17 protein-coding genes are annotated in these 17,175 nt (G+C 49.5%); 8 read left to right on the top strand and 9 right to left on the bottom strand.

What is annotated here, in order from left to right; translation table 11 throughout:
• Positions 1-24: 24 nt before the first annotated feature.
• On the top strand, positions 25-396 hold the full coding sequence (locus ACWKXN_RS07530) for a hypothetical protein (RefSeq protein WP_454543581.1): 372 nt from the start codon (positions 25-27) through the stop codon (positions 394-396).
• Positions 397-1,402: 1,006 nt separating this feature from the next.
• Here ACWKXN_RS07530 and ACWKXN_RS07525 read toward each other — a convergent pair.
• The gene (locus ACWKXN_RS07525) at positions 1,403-2,155 is read right to left on the bottom strand and encodes an OB-fold protein (RefSeq protein ID WP_454543580.1); all 753 of its coding nucleotides are present in this window, start codon (positions 2,153-2,155) and stop codon (positions 1,403-1,405) included.
• 180 nt (positions 2,156-2,335) lie between these two features.
• Here ACWKXN_RS07525 and ACWKXN_RS07520 point away from each other — a divergent pair, with 180 nt between their 5' ends.
• Positions 2,336-2,545, top strand: coding sequence for a hypothetical protein (locus ACWKXN_RS07520; protein WP_454543579.1), 210 nt, complete (start codon positions 2,336-2,338; stop codon positions 2,543-2,545).
• Positions 2,546-2,553: 8 nt separating this feature from the next.
• On the opposite strand, the gene ACWKXN_RS07515 is transcribed toward ACWKXN_RS07520, so the two are convergent.
• The 3 genes from ACWKXN_RS07515 to ACWKXN_RS07505 form a co-directional block, all read right to left on the bottom strand.
• Positions 2,554-2,985 carry a hypothetical protein gene (locus ACWKXN_RS07515; protein ID WP_236917614.1) on the bottom strand — a complete coding sequence of 144 codons (432 nt, stop codon included), beginning with the start codon at positions 2,983-2,985 and terminating at the stop codon, positions 2,554-2,556.
• A gap of 32 nt (positions 2,986-3,017) precedes the next feature.
• Positions 3,018-3,275 (bottom strand): hypothetical protein, encoded by a 258-nt coding sequence (locus tag ACWKXN_RS07510; protein WP_016247354.1) that lies wholly within the window; start codon positions 3,273-3,275, stop codon positions 3,018-3,020.
• Positions 3,276-3,392: 117 nt separating this feature from the next.
• Entirely contained in the window at positions 3,393-4,748 is a 1,356-nt protein-coding gene (locus ACWKXN_RS07505) for an integrase (protein ID WP_454543578.1), read from the bottom strand.
• A gap of 795 nt (positions 4,749-5,543) precedes the next feature.
• On the opposite strand from ACWKXN_RS07505, the gene ACWKXN_RS07500 reads away from it, so the two are divergent.
• The 4 genes from ACWKXN_RS07500 to ACWKXN_RS07485 all read left to right on the top strand — a co-directional run bounded on the left by ACWKXN_RS07500 (position 5,544) and on the right by ACWKXN_RS07485 (position 10,248).
• A complete protein-coding gene (locus ACWKXN_RS07500) occupies positions 5,544-6,428 on the top strand; it encodes a YadA C-terminal domain-containing protein (RefSeq protein ID WP_454543577.1) in 885 nt (294 codons plus the stop codon).
• A 210-nt stretch (positions 6,429-6,638) separates the two neighbouring features.
• Positions 6,639-7,073, top strand: a complete 435-nt coding sequence (locus ACWKXN_RS07495) for a hypothetical protein (protein WP_454543576.1) — start codon at positions 6,639-6,641, stop codon at positions 7,071-7,073.
• Positions 7,074-7,386: 313 nt separating this feature from the next.
• Positions 7,387-8,763, top strand: coding sequence for a diaminobutyrate--2-oxoglutarate transaminase (locus ACWKXN_RS07490; RefSeq protein WP_014884533.1), 1,377 nt, complete (start codon positions 7,387-7,389; stop codon positions 8,761-8,763).
• Between the two features lie 18 nt (positions 8,764-8,781).
• Complete coding sequence (locus ACWKXN_RS07485) at positions 8,782-10,248, top strand: pyridoxal phosphate-dependent decarboxylase family protein (RefSeq protein ID WP_023312433.1); 1,467 nt, start codon at positions 8,782-8,784, stop codon at positions 10,246-10,248.
• A 36-nt stretch (positions 10,249-10,284) separates the two neighbouring features.
• Here ACWKXN_RS07485 and ACWKXN_RS07480 read toward each other — a convergent pair whose 3' ends face one another.
• From ACWKXN_RS07480 to ACWKXN_RS07465, 4 genes are all read right to left on the bottom strand, one after another.
• Positions 10,285-10,800 (bottom strand): protein disulfide oxidoreductase, encoded by a 516-nt coding sequence (locus tag ACWKXN_RS07480; protein WP_048979972.1) that lies wholly within the window; start codon positions 10,798-10,800, stop codon positions 10,285-10,287.
• A 76-nt stretch (positions 10,801-10,876) separates the two neighbouring features.
• Positions 10,877-13,057 (bottom strand): polysaccharide biosynthesis tyrosine autokinase, encoded by a 2,181-nt coding sequence (locus tag ACWKXN_RS07475; protein WP_454543575.1) that lies wholly within the window; start codon positions 13,055-13,057, stop codon positions 10,877-10,879.
• Positions 13,058-13,071: 14 nt separating this feature from the next.
• Entirely contained in the window at positions 13,072-13,506 is a 435-nt protein-coding gene (locus tag ACWKXN_RS07470; RefSeq protein WP_096151270.1) for an arsenate reductase/protein-tyrosine-phosphatase family protein, read from the bottom strand.
• Positions 13,506-14,645 carry a polysaccharide export protein gene (locus ACWKXN_RS07465; protein ID WP_182072658.1) on the bottom strand — a complete coding sequence of 380 codons (1,140 nt, stop codon included), beginning with the start codon at positions 14,643-14,645 and terminating at the stop codon, positions 13,506-13,508. The genes ACWKXN_RS07470 and ACWKXN_RS07465 overlap by 1 nt, the downstream gene beginning before the upstream one ends.
• 486 nt (positions 14,646-15,131) lie before the next feature.
• Between ACWKXN_RS07465 and ACWKXN_RS07460 the strand changes: the two genes are divergently transcribed.
• Positions 15,132-15,464 (top strand): RcnB family protein, encoded by a 333-nt coding sequence (locus tag ACWKXN_RS07460; protein WP_023336316.1) that lies wholly within the window; start codon positions 15,132-15,134, stop codon positions 15,462-15,464.
• Positions 15,439-15,894 (top strand): GNAT family N-acetyltransferase, encoded by a 456-nt coding sequence (locus tag ACWKXN_RS07455; RefSeq protein ID WP_232056980.1) that lies wholly within the window; start codon positions 15,439-15,441, stop codon positions 15,892-15,894. Before ACWKXN_RS07460 ends, ACWKXN_RS07455 begins: the two co-directional genes overlap by 26 nt.
• A 93-nt stretch (positions 15,895-15,987) precedes the next feature.
• Here the strand turns inward: ACWKXN_RS07455 and apbC are convergent, their stop codons facing one another.
• Entirely contained in the window at positions 15,988-17,097 is a 1,110-nt protein-coding gene (gene apbC / locus ACWKXN_RS07450; protein ID WP_029740176.1) for an iron-sulfur cluster carrier protein ApbC, read from the bottom strand.
• Positions 17,098-17,175: the final 78 nt, after the last annotated feature.

The raw sequence follows: 17,175 nt of genomic DNA, 5'->3' as shown, positions 1-17,175 counted from the left end.
AATCAGTGAACAAAAGGAAACATTATGGAATTCGTCCAAGGCAAAGGCAGCTTTAACGAGATGGCAACCGGAATCCTGGTGAAACTGTTTGCGGACTATCCGGCTTACTCTTCTTTCGAATTTTCAGACTTCGGCTGGAAGCCCAGAGGAGACAGAACTCAGATTGACCTGCTTTGCAACACACTCCAAGCTCTCAGCGATATGGGTTACACGGAGATAATCTCTTCAACCGACATGGATACCGCCGCCAAGTTAACACCTCGTGGTTTGAATTTACTTCAACAGCAGGCACCTGGTGCAGGCGATGCAGTTATTAACGTTCTCAAAGGAGCAGCAGGTGAGACCCGCTCTGCGGTAATCGGTGCCATCATCGGTTGGATTTTCGGCGGGAAATAATAGGGTTTAAATACCCGTTAATTGCGGTTAATTGATAGAAAATCCTGTCTGTTGTCACAGGCTCGCCTGTAGGGTGTGATGATCGTTATGGTATCGGATACACAACGAAGCCGCGCCAGTGCTGAATGCGTTAAATCCGTCAACCAAATGCGTGTCAAACCAGTTTACCGATCCGCCCTTCAATACCGAAAAAATAAATTTTCTTCGAAAAAACAACTGAAAACCCTCTATTCCTGGGCCTGTGAGAGCATCTCAGCGGGCCGCTGTGCTATGGGTCTGTCAGTTTACAATTGTGTGGAGATGACGCGCTGTAGCGCTTCTGGTGAAGCGTAGAAGGGATTGGTGAGAATGCATACGCTGGTGTGGAAAAAGGTACGCTGCTTTGGCCGCTGGGACGAGAGAATTTCGCTAGGTGATGGCAAACCTTCAACCCATTGTGGTAACGTCGCAGTAGTGGCTTTGCGTCTGCTGGTAAACAGAAAAATGTGCTTTTATGGCGTTTGATACGCTGGCAGAATCAAAGGCCTGAAACCTGAAGGTGTGGGATGACCAGACAAAATCATCCAAAAACCTTGAACAAGATAACTAACCTCAAATCATCCCGAATGCTTTCCTTCTGTTGATGAAATCGCTATCGTGTACCCCGCTTCGCATCAACTCTCCGAAAAGCAATACCTCACCATTCCAGTCAAGTACTTATAAGAACCATTATGTTAAATAGACCAGAAAACGAACAGTAGAATGCCCTATTGCGGCAAGTTTTCCCTGCTGTGATGCTCTACGGGATGAAGTGGTGAAATACGTTACTGGGCCTGTCGGCTCTGCGATATTTCAGCAAGAAGATAAGAAATTATTGAGGGATCGTCTGTCACGTCAGGCACCTGGCCCAGAGAGCCGTAAGATATTTTCAGCAAGAGCATGTAAGCTGGATCGTCAAATAGCAGGGACATCCATGAGGTGGGTGGATGAGTTGCCGGGAATTTTACCCGGCAGACCGTATGACAGATTAGTTAAAGGTGCAGTTTCCGCCAGACGGTGCACCGATGAAAAACTGCATCTTTTCGCAAGTCACGGTGATCTTCTGGCCCTTTTTCAATTTCGACGCCTTCGCCTTTTCTGAATCAGACATACTCAGACTGACTGGCATGAAGCGATTACCGCTTTCAAGTTTAAGAACTACATCATCCGTGAAATTTTTTGTTATGTCATGTACAGTTCCGGTTACTTCCACCTTACGACCACCAATTTTGTCATCGGCTGCAACCTCGTTAGCTTTATAAAGTTCAGCCAGAGCTAGTGCTTTTGTACGGTAAATTGCATCATCAGAAGCTGGCACTTTGGGTTTACTATCGGCAACCTGCGATTGTTCCGGATTAGTCATACTAGCAACGACCGTTTTTATAAATTCTTTTTGCATCATGGTATAGGCCGCTGCACCACCACAACTATCAATCGCGATTTTTTCTTTTGTGATAAGTTTTCCTTTTTCCTTCAGTCCATTACCGAAACCAGCCCCCAACACGATAGCATTGTGTACATTATCGTAACCCGTCGTGCCCTTCTTCATTCCCTCCGTTGCCCGTTTGATCAATACGTCCTCAGAACCGCCTTTCAATGTTTCTTCACATCCAGCAGTAATCAACGTTTTTACATAGGCCGCCAGGTACTCAGGGTATGGTTGTACATTTGTAGACGAAACGCCTTCAGAGAAGGACGAGAAGGAAAAGAACATAAGAGGTAATGCAAGAATCTTTTTCAAAACAGCCTCCATAGATGAATAGATTAAGTACACCATCGACATGTGCCTTAACATTTTTAATTATTTTAATCGATCGAAATTACGAAATAGATCGGTAAAATTGATCAACCTTGTTACTATAATCGTTGAACGATGGATGCAATTTAGCATTGAAGAGGGCAGTTCATTCAAGGGGGAGATATGAGAGGTATTCTGTTGATTTGCGGTATGTTGCTGGCTTTTAATGCTGCGGCAAGCAAAATCACCATGAGCAACCCCGACGAACAGGAGTTGCAGGGCGGGAAGAGGCTTTGCACTTACGAAAACAGCGTTTACCTGTTTACCCTGATGACTCGCTCTCAATCCTGCCCCTATTCTAAGGCGTTTAACTCTTCTGAAAACGAAAAATGATTGATTTACTAAATGTTCGAGTGCGAAAAACGACAATGCATACACGCCCATTTGTTTTCAGGAGGAAGTCCTAGTTGCGGTGTACCATTGTGAACAATTAAGCGTAAATGAACTTTCTTATCTTCACCCTCATAACATTTTGGGCAAAACGGAACTTGGTCACCATTTTTCCAATAAAGAGGGGCATTGAAAACAAATGATTCCTTATCTTTCAACTGGTTTTCAAGTTGCTTGTTCTTCTGTTCCGCTTCAAAAAGTAGCGCCTGGGTGGTGATAACTTCCATTTTAACACTGGCAAGCTCTGTCATGAGGTTTGCAAGCTCAAGTTTAAGCGTCGCCTTATCGAGTTCACCGCCATCATCAGCAAGTTTCTTTGCAATTCCTACAGCTTTATCAATTATTCCTACAGCGGCCGCTGTGCTTGCTAACATTCCAGACATAAATAGCGTATCTCCTGTCTTTTAGGCGGCTATTACCGATAAGATGCTGTAATACCATCTAAATATCCTTGAGCATAGGCTGCATGTGGACTCTTATGACGGACAGTGCCTGCTTGGCTTTCATGTAAGGAATCAAGATCAATGTTCAAAATTTCGGATCGTATTAATCCTGCTTGATAACCTTTTTCGTAAGCACAACCGCAACATTTATGTCTGCCAATACCACCTTGGTCGTCGGGTAAGTGTTCGAAAAAATCCCAATAGCGGTGCTGATCTGTACATCTTGCCATTACTCATCCTCATCTGGTTGGAATTAACTTAAGCTTTATATGGTTATCCAAAATGTACTTTCAAGACGAATCTTACTGATTTTTTGATACACTTCACACTTAACCATCACTCTGCTTCTACAACCAACCCAAGCCATCAATCACATAACAAACTGTAGAAAGCGGGAACGTATGAAGATAGCGCCTAGTGATCCCAGAGCCGCTTTTCTCATGACCTACCACCTGTTGCAAGTGTGCCAGGTTACCAACCCAACCAGCTAAACAGGTTGAAATCATGGTATGCCGGAAACTGTGAACTAACCGCCGCTGCCCATAATCATCAAGGTACGGAATACCAAGCTGATCGCGGACATCGGCTAACACTTTGCCGATCTTCGGCATATTCTTACCCGACACAGGTGAGAAAATCTTCTCTTTCCATTGGCGGTTTACAAAATCGAGGAACCCCCACTCGATCAGTTTGGGATGGATCACTACCTGCCTTGTAGCGTTCTCAGTTTTACCCTGCCCTCCTTCCGCGATCAGGAGATAGTGTCGCTGGCTGTCCTCATCAAATTTGATGTGTGATTTCTCTAGCTTGGCAATCTCCCCTCGTCTGGCTCCCGTGTACGCCAACAGCAAGGTGATCCACTTCTGCCACCCGTCAGGCTGCTTGAGCGCCCATCCCACAAACTTTCTCATTTCTGCTGCACTGTATGCTCCAAACCTCGCTTTCGACGGTGCGGCGACTACTCCATCAGTCGGAGACTTCTCCAAAATATCTTTATTGTCAGTCAGGAAGGTTTTGAACAATGATTTGTAAATCTTTAAATGCTTGTGGATAGACTCAGCGCCAACCAAATCTTCAGGTGGCACATCATCACACTCGATCAATTGCTGAACCGTCATTGACCGATAAGGCTGCACCACACGCTTAGGCAAGTTTTCAACAACTTCCATCACCTGCTTGATGTCCTGCTTGGTGATCGTCATTACATCTGTTGATGCACCAAGGACAATGAACATGACTTCCATAAAGCGTTCATTGGCCTGTGAAATTGCCTTCGTCCAGTTTTGGGCTTTCTCCTTTTTGTACATATTCCACGCGCCAGCCAATGTTAACACGTGCTCTGGTTGTGCTTCAGTGTGTTCTTCCTCATCTCCCGAAGGTGTGACAACCTCGCGGTATTCCTGAACAACCATTGGCTGAATATGGCGCCGCACATCATTCAGAAATTGGTGCGCCAGCCATTGTTCGTTCTGCTGCTTCAGGCTATTGCCATACTCAGAAAGACGCTTACCGAAGTGATCTGGTTGGATGGTTCCACGTTGAACCAGAGGAATTACAGGAGAAGCAAAAGACATGAGCAACTGCGCCTGGGTGTGGCTGTCAGTCTCCAGCGACTTACGGAAAAACTTATTATCAGGCAGGCGAAAACGAACGTAATAAACCCCGTTACGTTTAATGGTGTGGCGTATGGTCTGGTGTCCCATTTCGTGAGCCTCGATGTGATCGGCTAAACAAAACGGTTCGAAAATCGCAGATAAGTCTTTGATTTTATCTTGAATAATCGCCAGGACTACGCTGGCATTATCCAGATCAGGTAATACGGGTATTTCTCAGCCTTCACAAGGAAGGGCACCCCGAGTCAAAATACTTTTAAAACATTGAGTTATGAAACTCATTAACGTTATGTAGTGTAACCGTGGCCCCAGGCCAGGCGCAAGGAGTTTCGATTTATCACGCCGTTGTCACCGCGGAAATCTCCAGGCGCTCTTTCCCGTCATTTACCTATATTTATTACGCTTTAGTTAATTCTGGTTCAGTAATTGTTAATACGTTATTGAAAAACTTTATTACGTACTTTTGCTGAGACTATTATTTTTATTTTTTATTACACGCTCATTCCGCTTTTATAAGATAGATAAACTTCTTTCGCATGAAAGAATAAGAAAGTATTAATTTATTTAACTCTATTAAACATTTGTACTTTGATCAATAGCTTAACGCTTCCCTTGATTTATCGCATAATCCATAAGTTAATGTATACATTAAATAAACCTCCTCGATACCGCACCCTGCCCTTTCATTTATTCATATCATTTATGATTTAGATCAAAATCATCAATTTGGGTTTAATCGATAGTTTATTCACGCCACTAAAAAAGGTCCGAGCATTGAATATCCTGTATTGAGATATGGAAATACAGATATCCACATACCACTAAAGCCAAAACTGTTCTGCTTAATTTTGTTTTTTTAATACGTTAATGATGTGAGTCCTTCGAATGAAATTTTTCAATAAATCTGTTATTTCTGTTTTTATATTTGGGGTGGTCGCCGGTAGCGCCATGAATATTACCAACGCTGCTGCTGCCGTTTGGGATGACGCATCAATCACAGATATTGTGAATGACCATCAAGACCAAATTACGCAAAACAGGGTTGATAGTATTGCTCGCGATCTCTCAACTGAAAATCGCTTAACGCAGGTGGATAGCGACCTTCAATCCACTAAATTAGGTGTTTTGGTTATTGAGCAAGCCACAAATGACGCTTACCAAAAAGCCTTGCTTGCTGGCGCGCTTGCAGATACCGCCAATCAAAAAAGCGATGCGGCTTTACAGGGCGTTATGACGAACGGCACAGAAATTATCAATATGGAAAACGTTAACAAAGTGCAAGATAACCGTCTTGATAGCCTGGAAAATGCCCCTAAACCCACTAACGGCGTAGATGGCAAAGATGGTAAAGATGGCGTGACGACCACCGTGACGCACATGCAGGTAGACGCAGCAACACAAACTAAAGTGGCTAATAATACCCAGGCAGTTACCGCCACCGCACAGGATCTGCTGGCAACGAAACAGACGTTACAGGCAATGAATAATAATACCAACCAGCAATTTAAATCACTGCACGATGAAGTAGAGAATAATAAGAAGCAAGCCAACGCCGGCATTTCAGGTGCCATGGCGATGGCAGGATTACCGCAGGTACAAACGAATCAGCATGTTATGTTCTCTGCTGGCGGAGCCACATACAATAGTGAAAGCGCCCTTGCCGTTGGGGCATCCGTTAACTTTAGTTCACATGTGATCGCGAAAGTGAGCTTCTCTGATGATACCGCCAATAATATGGGAGCGTCAGTTGGCGTCGGAATGGGCTTTTAACGAAATACAACTTAAGCATTATTAACTTACGCCATTAAGTTAATAACCTGCTTGCCTCCGGCAAGAATAGCGATGACAGAAAAAACATGCTCAGACATATCATTATTTCAGCGACCCTGTATCTGATGCTCATTGGCGTCGGTATTTGGATCGGCATGATGTACGTCTCCTATTATCTGTGCGTTTTATAAGGTGAACAAAAGTTTAGCCATGAAAACTCAATTAATATGGATTGCACTGATGTTAACGGTAGCGACAACACCGGCTCACGCGATTAACGCGCACTATCGTGCTCAATTAGAACGTTCAGGATGTACTGAGATGAACGCGAATGACGGCTCTTGTGATATCCACAAAACAAAAGCCCAAAATGCGGCGCAGCACTCAACAGCTGCGGGCCACGACCCTTTGCGTGAAGCCACTTTTACATCGGATGCGGTTAACGCCACGATTTCAAATGGCTTTTTTAACGCCACCATTAACGGCAAAAAGGCCACCGTTCAGCGTCTGAATGCTCATTTCTATGAGATTCACGGTAATGGTTTTGTTATATCGCTAAGCCTTGATGAGAACGGCATTACGGCGGCGTCCTGGAATAAGACGACGGGGCGTAACCACGGCATTTTGCAGGTGTCGCAGAAATAAAGCGAACAAGGAGGCAGTCTGCCTCCTTTTCGGTCAGCGAATGGCACGATTTGTCACACTCTTTTTTATGAATTTACAGTCAGGGCAGAACACACGTAACAGTCTGTTTTTCTTTACCATAAAGTGCAATTTTCTTTCTTAAAAAGGGGATATCCCCTCCCCTGAGCGCCATGTCACAAAACAGTAAACAAATTAACCATTGAGCCCCGTGGCAAAAGGCTCTATATTGGCGGCGTTTTTTTCAGGCCCCCATCTGTTTTTTAACTTTTTATTCAATCGTGGCTCATAACGAAGCGGCGGTTGTAGGAGTGATATGATGACGGATAAAGTCCGTATTGACACCGTAGATGCCCACAAAAGCAACGAAACCTATCTGGCCCGTCAGGCCGAGTTTGAATCTAACGTCAGGAGTTATCCGCGCAAACTGCCTTTAGCCATCACTAAAGCAGAAGGCGTGTGGATCACCGATGCAGATAATAAAGAATACCTTGACTGTTTAGCAGGCGCGGGGACCCTTGCGCTTGGCCATAACCATCCTGATGTGCTGAAAAGCATCCAAAATGTCATTACCAGCGGCTTGCCGTTACATACCCTGGATCTGACTACGCCTCTGAAAGACGCGTTTTCTGAATACCTGCTCTCTCTGCTGCCTGGTCAGGGCAAAGAGTACTGCCTGCAGTTCACCGGTCCATCCGGTGCTGACGCCGTTGAAGCGGCGCTGAAGCTGGCGAAAAAAGTGACCGGTCGTAGCGGTATCATCAGCTTCTCTGGTGGTTACCACGGTATGACCCACGGCGCGCTGTCCGTGACCGGCAACCTGTCTCCGAAAGAAGCGGTTGACGGTATGATGCCAGAAGTGCAGTTCATGCCTTACCCGCACGAGTACCGTTGCCCGCTGGGTATCGGTGGTGAAGCGGGCGTGAAAGCGCTGACGTACTACTTCGATAACCTGATCAACGACGTTGAAAGCGGCGTGCGTAAACCTGCTGCGGTGATTCTGGAAGCCGTTCAGGGCGAAGGCGGCGTGAACCCGGCTCCGGCTGAGTGGCTGCAGCGCATCCGTAAAGTGACTCAGGAACACGGCATTCTGCTGATCCTCGACGAAGTTCAGGCTGGCTTTGCCCGTACCGGTAAATTCTTCGCCTTCGAACACGCGGGCATTGAGCCAGACATTATCGTGATGTCTAAAGCCGTAGGTGGCGGTCTGCCGCTGGCCGTGCTCGGTATCAAAAAGCAGTTCGACGCATGGGCGCCAGGCCACCACACCGGTACCTTCCGCGGTAACCAGCTGGCGATGGCAACCGGTCTGACGACGCTGAAAATCCTGAAAGATCAGAACATCGCGGGCAAAGTTGCCGCTCAGGGCGAATGGCTGAAAGGCCAGCTGAAAGAGATGGCGAAACGCTATCCTGTTATCGGCCACGTGCGCGGTCTGGGCATGATGATCGGTATTGAGATCGTTAAGCCACACGAAGCCGCTGACCACATGGGCTGCTTCCCGGGCGACGGCGAGCTGTCTGCTCTGATTCAGAAGAAGTGCTTCGAAGCCGGTCTGATTCTGGAGCGCGGTGGCCGTAACGGTATCGTTCTGCGTCTGCTGCCGTCTCTGCTGATCAGCGACGAAGAGCTGAAAATCTTCCTGGATAAATTTGAGCAGGCACTGCTTGCTGCGGGCGTTCGCCCGGCGTAACCGGAGTTATTGATTACGATGTCTGATTCAAACCCAATTTTGTTCTCCTCTGCGCAGAGCATTGAAGCTTACCAGCAGGCGATCGAACAAAGCACTCAGGCTGTGATGCAGTGGCTGAAACAGCCTGAGATGTACCAGGGCAAAACGGTCGCGGAACTGCGCGACCGTATTAAGCTGGATTTCAACCCGAAAGGGCTGGGCAACGAAGCGGCGATTGAACGCGCCGTGGAGTTCTTCCTGAAAGACAGCTTGTCCGTTCATCACCCGCAGTGTGTGGCGCACCTGCACTGCCCAAGCCTGGTCGTAAGCCAGGCGGCGGAAGTGCTGATCAACGCCACTAACCAGAGTATGGACTCCTGGGATCAAAGCCCGTCCGCAACCATTATCGAGATTAAACTGATCGAGTGGCTGCGTACCCGCGTGGGTTATCAGGCCGGCGACGCCGGTGTCTTCACCAGCGGCGGCACCCAGAGCAACCTGATGGGCCTGATGCTGGCTCGCGATGCGTTCTTTGCGCGTCAGGGTCACTCCGTTCAGCAGGACGGCCTGGTCGGCGATTTGCGCAAAATTCGCGTACTGTGCTCTGAAAACGCACACTTCTCCGTGCAGAAAAACATGGCGCTGATGGGTCTGGGCTACCAGTCCGTCGTGCAGGTGAAAACGGACGAATTCTCCCGCATGGATCTGACCGATCTGGCGGCGAAAATCGAACAGTGCAACGCGAACGGCGAGCAGATTCTGGCGATCGTCGCAACGGCAGGTACCACCGATGCCGGTGCTATCGACCCGCTGCGTGCGATTGCAGAGCTGGCCGCGAAGCAGAACATCTGGGTACATGTTGATGCGGCCTGGGGCGGCGCGCTGCTGATGTCTGAGCAGTATCGTCACTACCTGGACGGCATCGAGCTGGTGGATTCCGTCACCCTGGACTTCCACAAGCAGTTCTTCCAGACCATCAGCTGCGGCGCGTTCCTGCTGAAAGAAGCGCGCCACTATGAGCTGATGCGCTATCAGGCGGCGTACCTGAACTCTGAGTTCGATGAAGAAGCGGGCGTGCCTAACCTGGTGTCCAAATCTCTGCAGACCACCCGTCGTTTTGACGCGCTGAAGCTGTGGATGAGCCTGGAAGCGCTGGGGCAGGAGCAATACGCGGCGATCATCGATCACGGCGTGACCCTGGCGCAGCAGGTTGCGGCCTACGTGAAAGAGCAGCCTGCTCTGGAACTGGTTATGCAGCCACAGCTGGCAAGCGTTCTGTTCCGCTTCCGCGGACAGGTGCAGATGGATGACGCGGGCATCGCCCTGCTGAACCAGAAAATTGGTGATGCGCTGCTGGAATCCGGCCGTGCGAACGTTGGTGTGACCGAGCACAACGGCGTCACCTGCCTGAAGCTGACGCTGCTGAACCCAACCGTGACGCTGGAAGATATTAAAATCCTGCTGTCTCTGGTTGAGCGCACCGCGCAGGAAGTTCTGGCTAAGTAATACAACACCTCTCTTCCGCCGGGAGAGGGGTTATTTTTATACGCCTACCCACCACATCCTTAATTTTAATCCCCAGTAACTCGTCCAGCCCGTCGTGGTGCTGACCACATTACCCTTCGACACAATGACCAGCGTCGGCGTGACGCTCACCTGCCACTGCTGCGACAACGCAGCGTTTTCATCGTTGATCACCGGCATTTTCAGCTGTTTCTTTTCAACCCAGCGCGCAAGCTTTGCGTTATCGCCGGAACGCATGGCAATGCTTACGACGTTGCCCCCCTCTTTCGCCAGTTTATTGACCGAAGGCGTCGTGTAACGGCATATACTGCACCAGGTGGCCCAGACGTAAATCAGCAGCGGCCGTTCCTGGCTCAGTGCCGCGATATCGTGAATATTGCCGTCGATGCTCTGCATCGGTGTTGCACTAAAACTGGCGGGGAGTGTCGGTTTTCGATACCGATCAACACCCCACACTACGGCCAGCGTCAGCAGAACGAATATGATCCCTTCCCGCGCCCAGCGGCGCAGTCGACTGATTTTGCGGTTATCCATTGTGACCTCATGTTTCAACGAAGGTCATCTTAACGGGCAAAACGCCATCACGCTGTAAAGAAGTGTCGCGCCAGGTTTACTCCTGTGTATAGCCGTAGTCGTAATGGCTATATCCCGAGTTGTAATAGAGCGCAGCCGATTTCACGATATCATTGAGGATCGCGCCATTCACCTGCACACCCATTTGCTGCAGACGCTTCAGGCAGTTCTCGATCTCCTTGACGCTGGTTTTACCAAAGCGGGCGACCAGAAGCGTGGTAGCCGCTGCTCTGGCTATCAGCAAGGCATCCGTTACGGCAAGCACGGGTGGGGTATCGACAATCACGATGTCATACAGTTTGTCTATCTGCGACATTACGGCCTGGAAGCGTTCACTCATGAGCAGCTCAACGGGATGTGGAGGTTGGGGTCCGCAGGTCAATACATCAAAACCGCCTTTCTCAACGCGTTGAATTGCTTCCTGCCACTCAACGGTTCCTCCAAGCACGCAGGATAATCCCCGATGATTGCTCAGTTTGAAAACATTATGGACATATCCCTTGCGCATATCCGCATCAATAAACAGCACTCGCTGTCCGGCCTGAGCGGCAATCGATGCCAGTGAAGTACTGACCAGGGTCTTTCCGCAGTCCTGCGTGGGGCCAGACACCACGACGATCCGGTTTTTGGCATCCATCATGGTAAAATGCAGACTGGTGCGCAGGCCGCGCACCGCCTCGACAAACATATCTGCCGGACGGTCAACGGGAAGAAAAGGTATATTCGACGTCCTGTGCTTCCATCGGGAAGCACACAGATTTCTTCTGCGCAGGTGCGTTTTTTTCCAGAGCCACGTCGAGCGTGGAAGCGTCGCCAGAAGCGGTATCCCCTGCACTTCCAGTTGTTCAGACGAGGTAATGCCCCGCTTAAAGGCTGAACGCACTAAAACCGTTCCTGTAGAGAGCATCAACCCCATCAGCATACCCAGTACAATAATGAACGCTTTGCGCGGTTTGATTGGATCTGGCTGCGTCACGGCCGGGTCAATGATCCGCACGTTCCCGATAGCGCTGGAGCGCGAGATACTCAACTCTTGCTGACGAGTCAGCAACTGCAGGTATATGGTACGCCCGGATTCAACGTCACGACTCAGGCGTAAGATTTCCTGCTGCGTGGAAGGCATGGATGAGACGCGGTTATTCAGGCGCGCGCGCTCTCGCTCAAGTGTTTGTTTCTTCTCCCGCAAAGCACGGTAGGTGGGATGGTCCTTTTTGAAAAGCTGGGAAACCTCTGCTTCGCGGAACGTCAGCTCGTTAAGCTGGTTTTCCACGTTAACTACCTGATCGAGGACTGACTTCGCCTCCAGAGATAAGTCGACAGAATCGCGTTGCTCTCTGTAGGCATTCAGTCGCGCTTCGGCTTCATCCAGTTCCCGGCTGATCTTAGGTAATTGATCCTGTAAGAACGTGAGGCTGCGGGAATCTTTCGCTTCCTGGCGCGCAATATTCTGACTGAGAAAATTTTCAGCAATGGTATTAAGCACCATGGCGATCTTGCCGGAGTCTTCACCCGTTAACGTTAATGCGATCATACCGCTCTGTTTAGCCGACTCCACAACCGTAAGTCTCTTCTGCATAGCGTTGATCGCGTCAAGCCTTGTGACGGTTTCGAGGGTAAACTGGGTGCCAGGTTCCGCGCTGAGCGATGTCACCAGAATCGATATGCCGTCTTTAACAAGCGTTTTTCCCACAACGCCGTCTGCTACAAGCATTTTTCCCTCAAGACGATACCGCCCTTGCTCCTGTACGGTGAGTAAAAGCGTTTGTGGCTTACCTTCCAGAAGAGGAATAGTCAGCGTGCCAATCGTTATTTTATCGGATTTACGTCCCCGCACGTGTTCCCATAAAGACCCGATGACCGGGAACAGACGCCGCTTGACGTTGTACGTCAACCCTAACTGATCGACGGTCTCCCCCAGGATCATCCGTGATTTAAGGAGTAAAAGTTCTGGCGCGACATCTGGAGAGAGATCGGCCTCAAACGAGGTCAAGTTCTTGAGCAGCGAGTTTTTCTGCTTCGATTCAACCTGTACCAGGGCATCAGCCTGGTAAACTGGCGTGACGTTGAACGCATATATCCCCGCACATACCGTGAGCAGGAGTGTGATACATGCGATCGTTACCCGATGATCAAACATCTCAGCAAGCAACTGAAGAAGATCGATTTCATTATTCTGCGGTGTCGCAGCACTATATTTATCTGATTTAGAAGACGACATTACAGCTTCATTCCTTATTGACTCAAACGGCGAGCCCATTCCTGACTGGCTTTTCCCAATTGCTCAAAAACATATTCATAGGCTTCACGACTTTTGTGGTACGGGTCGGGAATGTCCCTGGCTTCCAGCCATTGTCCAAAGAGCAGCGATTTTCCCCTGTTCTCCGGGGCCATTGTGGCAATGAAACGGAGGTGTTCCGGCTCCATTACCAGAATCAAATCGGATTTTTGCAACAGGCTGCGCGTCACCTTGCGGGCAACATGCCCTTCCAGCGAAACGCCATGACGCCAGGCGACAGCCTGCGCAGCCGCATCCGCCGGGCGGCCTTCAAGTCCAAAAATACCTGCCGAGGTTACCTGCTTGCCGGGTAATTGCTGACGCAACAGCCGCTCACCAATCGGTGAACGGCAAATATTGCCGGTACAGACTACTAAGATTGACTGAAACATTACTGCGGCCACGATCTGATGTAACGAACGGTTTCGGTCAGGTCATGGACGCCACTGATGGTAGGCACAAGCTGGGTGATCACGCGATTCCAGCGTGATAGCGGTGCCGTGGTGACGTAGACAATGTCATACGGTTCCAGCTGGAATTCCGTACCCAACACCATGGCTGACGCGTCTTCGGCATTCAGTTGATAGATATTGGCAATTTTGTCCGTGTCGCCTTTTTTCGTTACCTGCCTGATAACAAAAATGCCGGTTGCATCGGCCATATTTTGGTTAAGCCCCCCGGCATTGCCCAGGGCTTCGGCCAGCGTCATGCCGCTACGATCCATCTTAAGCGTACTCTGCTTGACGACTTCGCCCATCACGAACACTTTCAGCGAGTCGTTCCGGGGAATAAAAAGGATATCGCCCGGATAAAGCAGTTTATTTTGGGTCAAATCGCCATGCTGCATAAGCGCATAGAGCGAAAGGCGGGAGTCCTTACCATCATGCGTCAGCACGACGTTGCGCCAGTCTGCATCAGCAGAAAGACCGCCAGCGGCGTTAACCGCATCCATCACCGTCAGCGGAATATTGGTTATGGGTTGCTGGCCTGATTTTTCGACCTCTCCAGTGACATAGGCTTTTTGGGAACGGAAGGCGGCAATGCTGACGTCCACCTGCGGGGTCTCAATGACTTTATCCAGTCGAGTTGTAATCTCTTCACGTACCTGTGAAACCGTTTTTCCCGCCACCCGCAGCTTACCGACGTAGGGATAAAAGAGCGTACCATCGGCATTGACCCAATTGCCGGCATCGCTCGCACTACGATATTGTCCTGCGGGCGTCGTTAATTCAGGGTGATCCCAGACGGTGACCGTCAGGATGTCGCCTGTACCAATACGGTATTCCCAGTTTTTGATCTGTTCATCCAGATTAGGATTTGCCTGAGATTTCGACACGGTCGGAAGTAGCTTTTCAATTAATCCCGGCGTCAGTGGAAAAATCTCCACGCGCTTATCAAGCTGATAATTGACCTCTTCCACAGAAACGACTTTCTTCCCGGACACACTTAAGTTCTGACCTGGGGAAAAAACACACCCCGTCAACTGACTAACAGTAAGAAATAACAGAGAAAATGCAGTTGTATTTTTCATTTATATAAATATTGGTTTTTTACCGTTGCGTTCATTGTTAATTTTGCAAAAAAATATAAGCTAAGCCATTGAAATTTAATTTTTTTATTTCAGAAACATGCAGTTATAGCATAATAAAATGCAATCCATCCCATTTCTAGTAAAAACAATGAGAATACTCAGCCTTATAAAAACGAAAGTGAGCACGCCTCACCCGAAGTCAATATTAAATGTTGTTCAGTGAGAAAGCATCTATATAGAAGTCCAATTTTGACGTGGAAATTTATTTTTAGAATTGCTCAATGAAATGATAAATATTAAAAATACATAACACATATAACATTCACCACAATGATAAACATCATCCAGTTCGACTACACAAAACCGTCCACTTTTGTTACATTTTTTCTCAAACATACCCTGCGTTGATACTTAAAATGGACTGTCTGCTCCGCTTTGCACGACCTGCAGACGAAAAGTATCTGTAACGATATCACTGGAGAAAAAATGGCTAAGCGTAAATTGCTGCTTCTGGGTGTATTACTGTCTCTGGCGGGATCCGCATTCGCTGCCCCGCAAACGGCCGCTGCGCCATCGGGCATCAAGGCCTATGAAGAACAAGAGTTCATCGCTGACTTTACGAAATTCAAGATTGGCGACACGGCGCCGGCGCAGTACCAAACGCCGGAGTACACCATCAAACAGTATCAGCTGCGTAACCTGCCAGCTCCGGATGCCGGAACCCACTGGACCTATATGGGTGAGAACTACGTGCTGATCGGCGATGCTGATGGCAAGATCTACAAAGCCTACAATGGAGATATTTTCTATCACCGCTAACGCAATTCTGATTCGCCCCTGGCAGGAAAGCGATCGCCCTTTCCTGCGCACGCTCTACCTTCACGCCCGGCGTGAAGCCTGGCCATGGCTGGACAGCGCGGACTGGCAGCTTGAAGACTTTGACGCGGCAACCCGTGACGAAGTGATTTGGGTTGCTGTTAAGAACGGTCATCGCCTGGGTTTTGCCTCCGTCTGGACGAACGATAATTTCCTGCACAATCTGTTTGTCGATCCGCAGTATCAGAGCCAGGGCGTCGGGCATGAGTTGCTAGAACACGTTCAGAAGACGTTTACCAGTACGGGTTCGCTTAAGTGTCTGGTGAAGAATGCGCGGGCTATTGCGTTTTACCAGCGACACGGCTGGCACATAGAGGCGACGGGTAATTCTCCGGACGGAGAGTATTATTTGATGCACTATCGGTTGGGTTAAAGTCGGGTGGCGGCTTCGCCTTACCCGACCTACGTGATGGCGCCATTTGTAGGCCGGGTAAGCGAAGCCACCCGGCAATTAGGAGCTGAGGAATTACACCGCGCGGAACGCGATTTCCCCTGGAATGATTTCACCCTGCCAGTAGAGCTGCGCCGCAACGCGTCCCGCCAGTTGGCGATACATTTCTGCAAATTCGCTGTCCGGACGGCTGACCACCGTTGGCTTTCCGCTGTCCAGATCTTCACGCAGGGTAATGTGCAGCGGCATCTGTCCCAGCAGCTGGGTGTGATACTTCGCGGCCAGTTTTTCTGCACCACCCGTACCGAAGATAGGTTCGTGGTGACCGCAGTTGCTGCAGATGTGCATGCTCATGTTCTCGACGATACCGAGCACCGGCACTTCCACCTTCTCGAACATCACAATGCCTTTTTTGGCGTCGATCAGCGCGATATCCTGCGGCGTAGTCACGACGACCGCCCCCGTGACCGGAATGTTCTGCGCCAGCGTCAGCTGAATGTCACCGGTGCCCGGCGGCATGTCCAGCACCAGATAATCCAGATCAGGCCACATCGTCTCCTGCAGCATCTGCAGCAGCGCTTTGCTGGCCATCGGGCCGCGCCAGACCATGGCGTTATCGTCAGTCACCAGGTAACCGATGGAGTTGGTCGCCAGACCGTGCGCCATAATTGGCGCCATGTGGGTCCCGTCCGGCGAGGTGGGGCGCTGGTTTTCCGCGCCCAGCATGTTAGGAATAGACGGACCGTAGATATCCGCATCCAGAATACCGACCTTTGCCCCTTCCGCTGCCAGCGCGAGCGCCAGGTTAACGGCGGTAGAGGATTTCCCTACTCCGCCCTTGCCCGAACTGACGGCAATGATATTTTTCACGCCGTTCACGCCAGGCTGGTTTTTCACGCGCTTCAGCGTGGCGATGCTGTGGCTCAGCTTCCAGTCGATCGCCTTCGCACCGGTAATACGCAGCAGCTCAGAGCTGGTCTGCTCTTTCAGCGCGTCAAAGGCGCTGGTCCAGACGAACGGCATCTGCAGCTCAATGTGCAGGGTATCGTCCAGCCAGGCAACGTGGTGTAACGCTTTCAGCGTAGTGAGATTGTGCTTCAGGGTTGGATGCTGAAAGTTAGCCAGCGTCCCGGCGACCATTGCTCGTAAGGCTTCCGGTGATTTGGCCTGGGATTGAGAACTCATCCCGACTCCTTTGTTCTTGTGAATAAGACCTTAGATGAACAAGTTTACCTGAAAGGCCGTGGTTTGTGCTTACTTAAT

This window comes from Enterobacter sp. UPMP2060, from assembly GCF_053709655.1.
The sequence above is the reverse complement of the archived record's forward strand: the minus strand, read 5'-3'. Positions and strand labels throughout refer to the sequence as shown.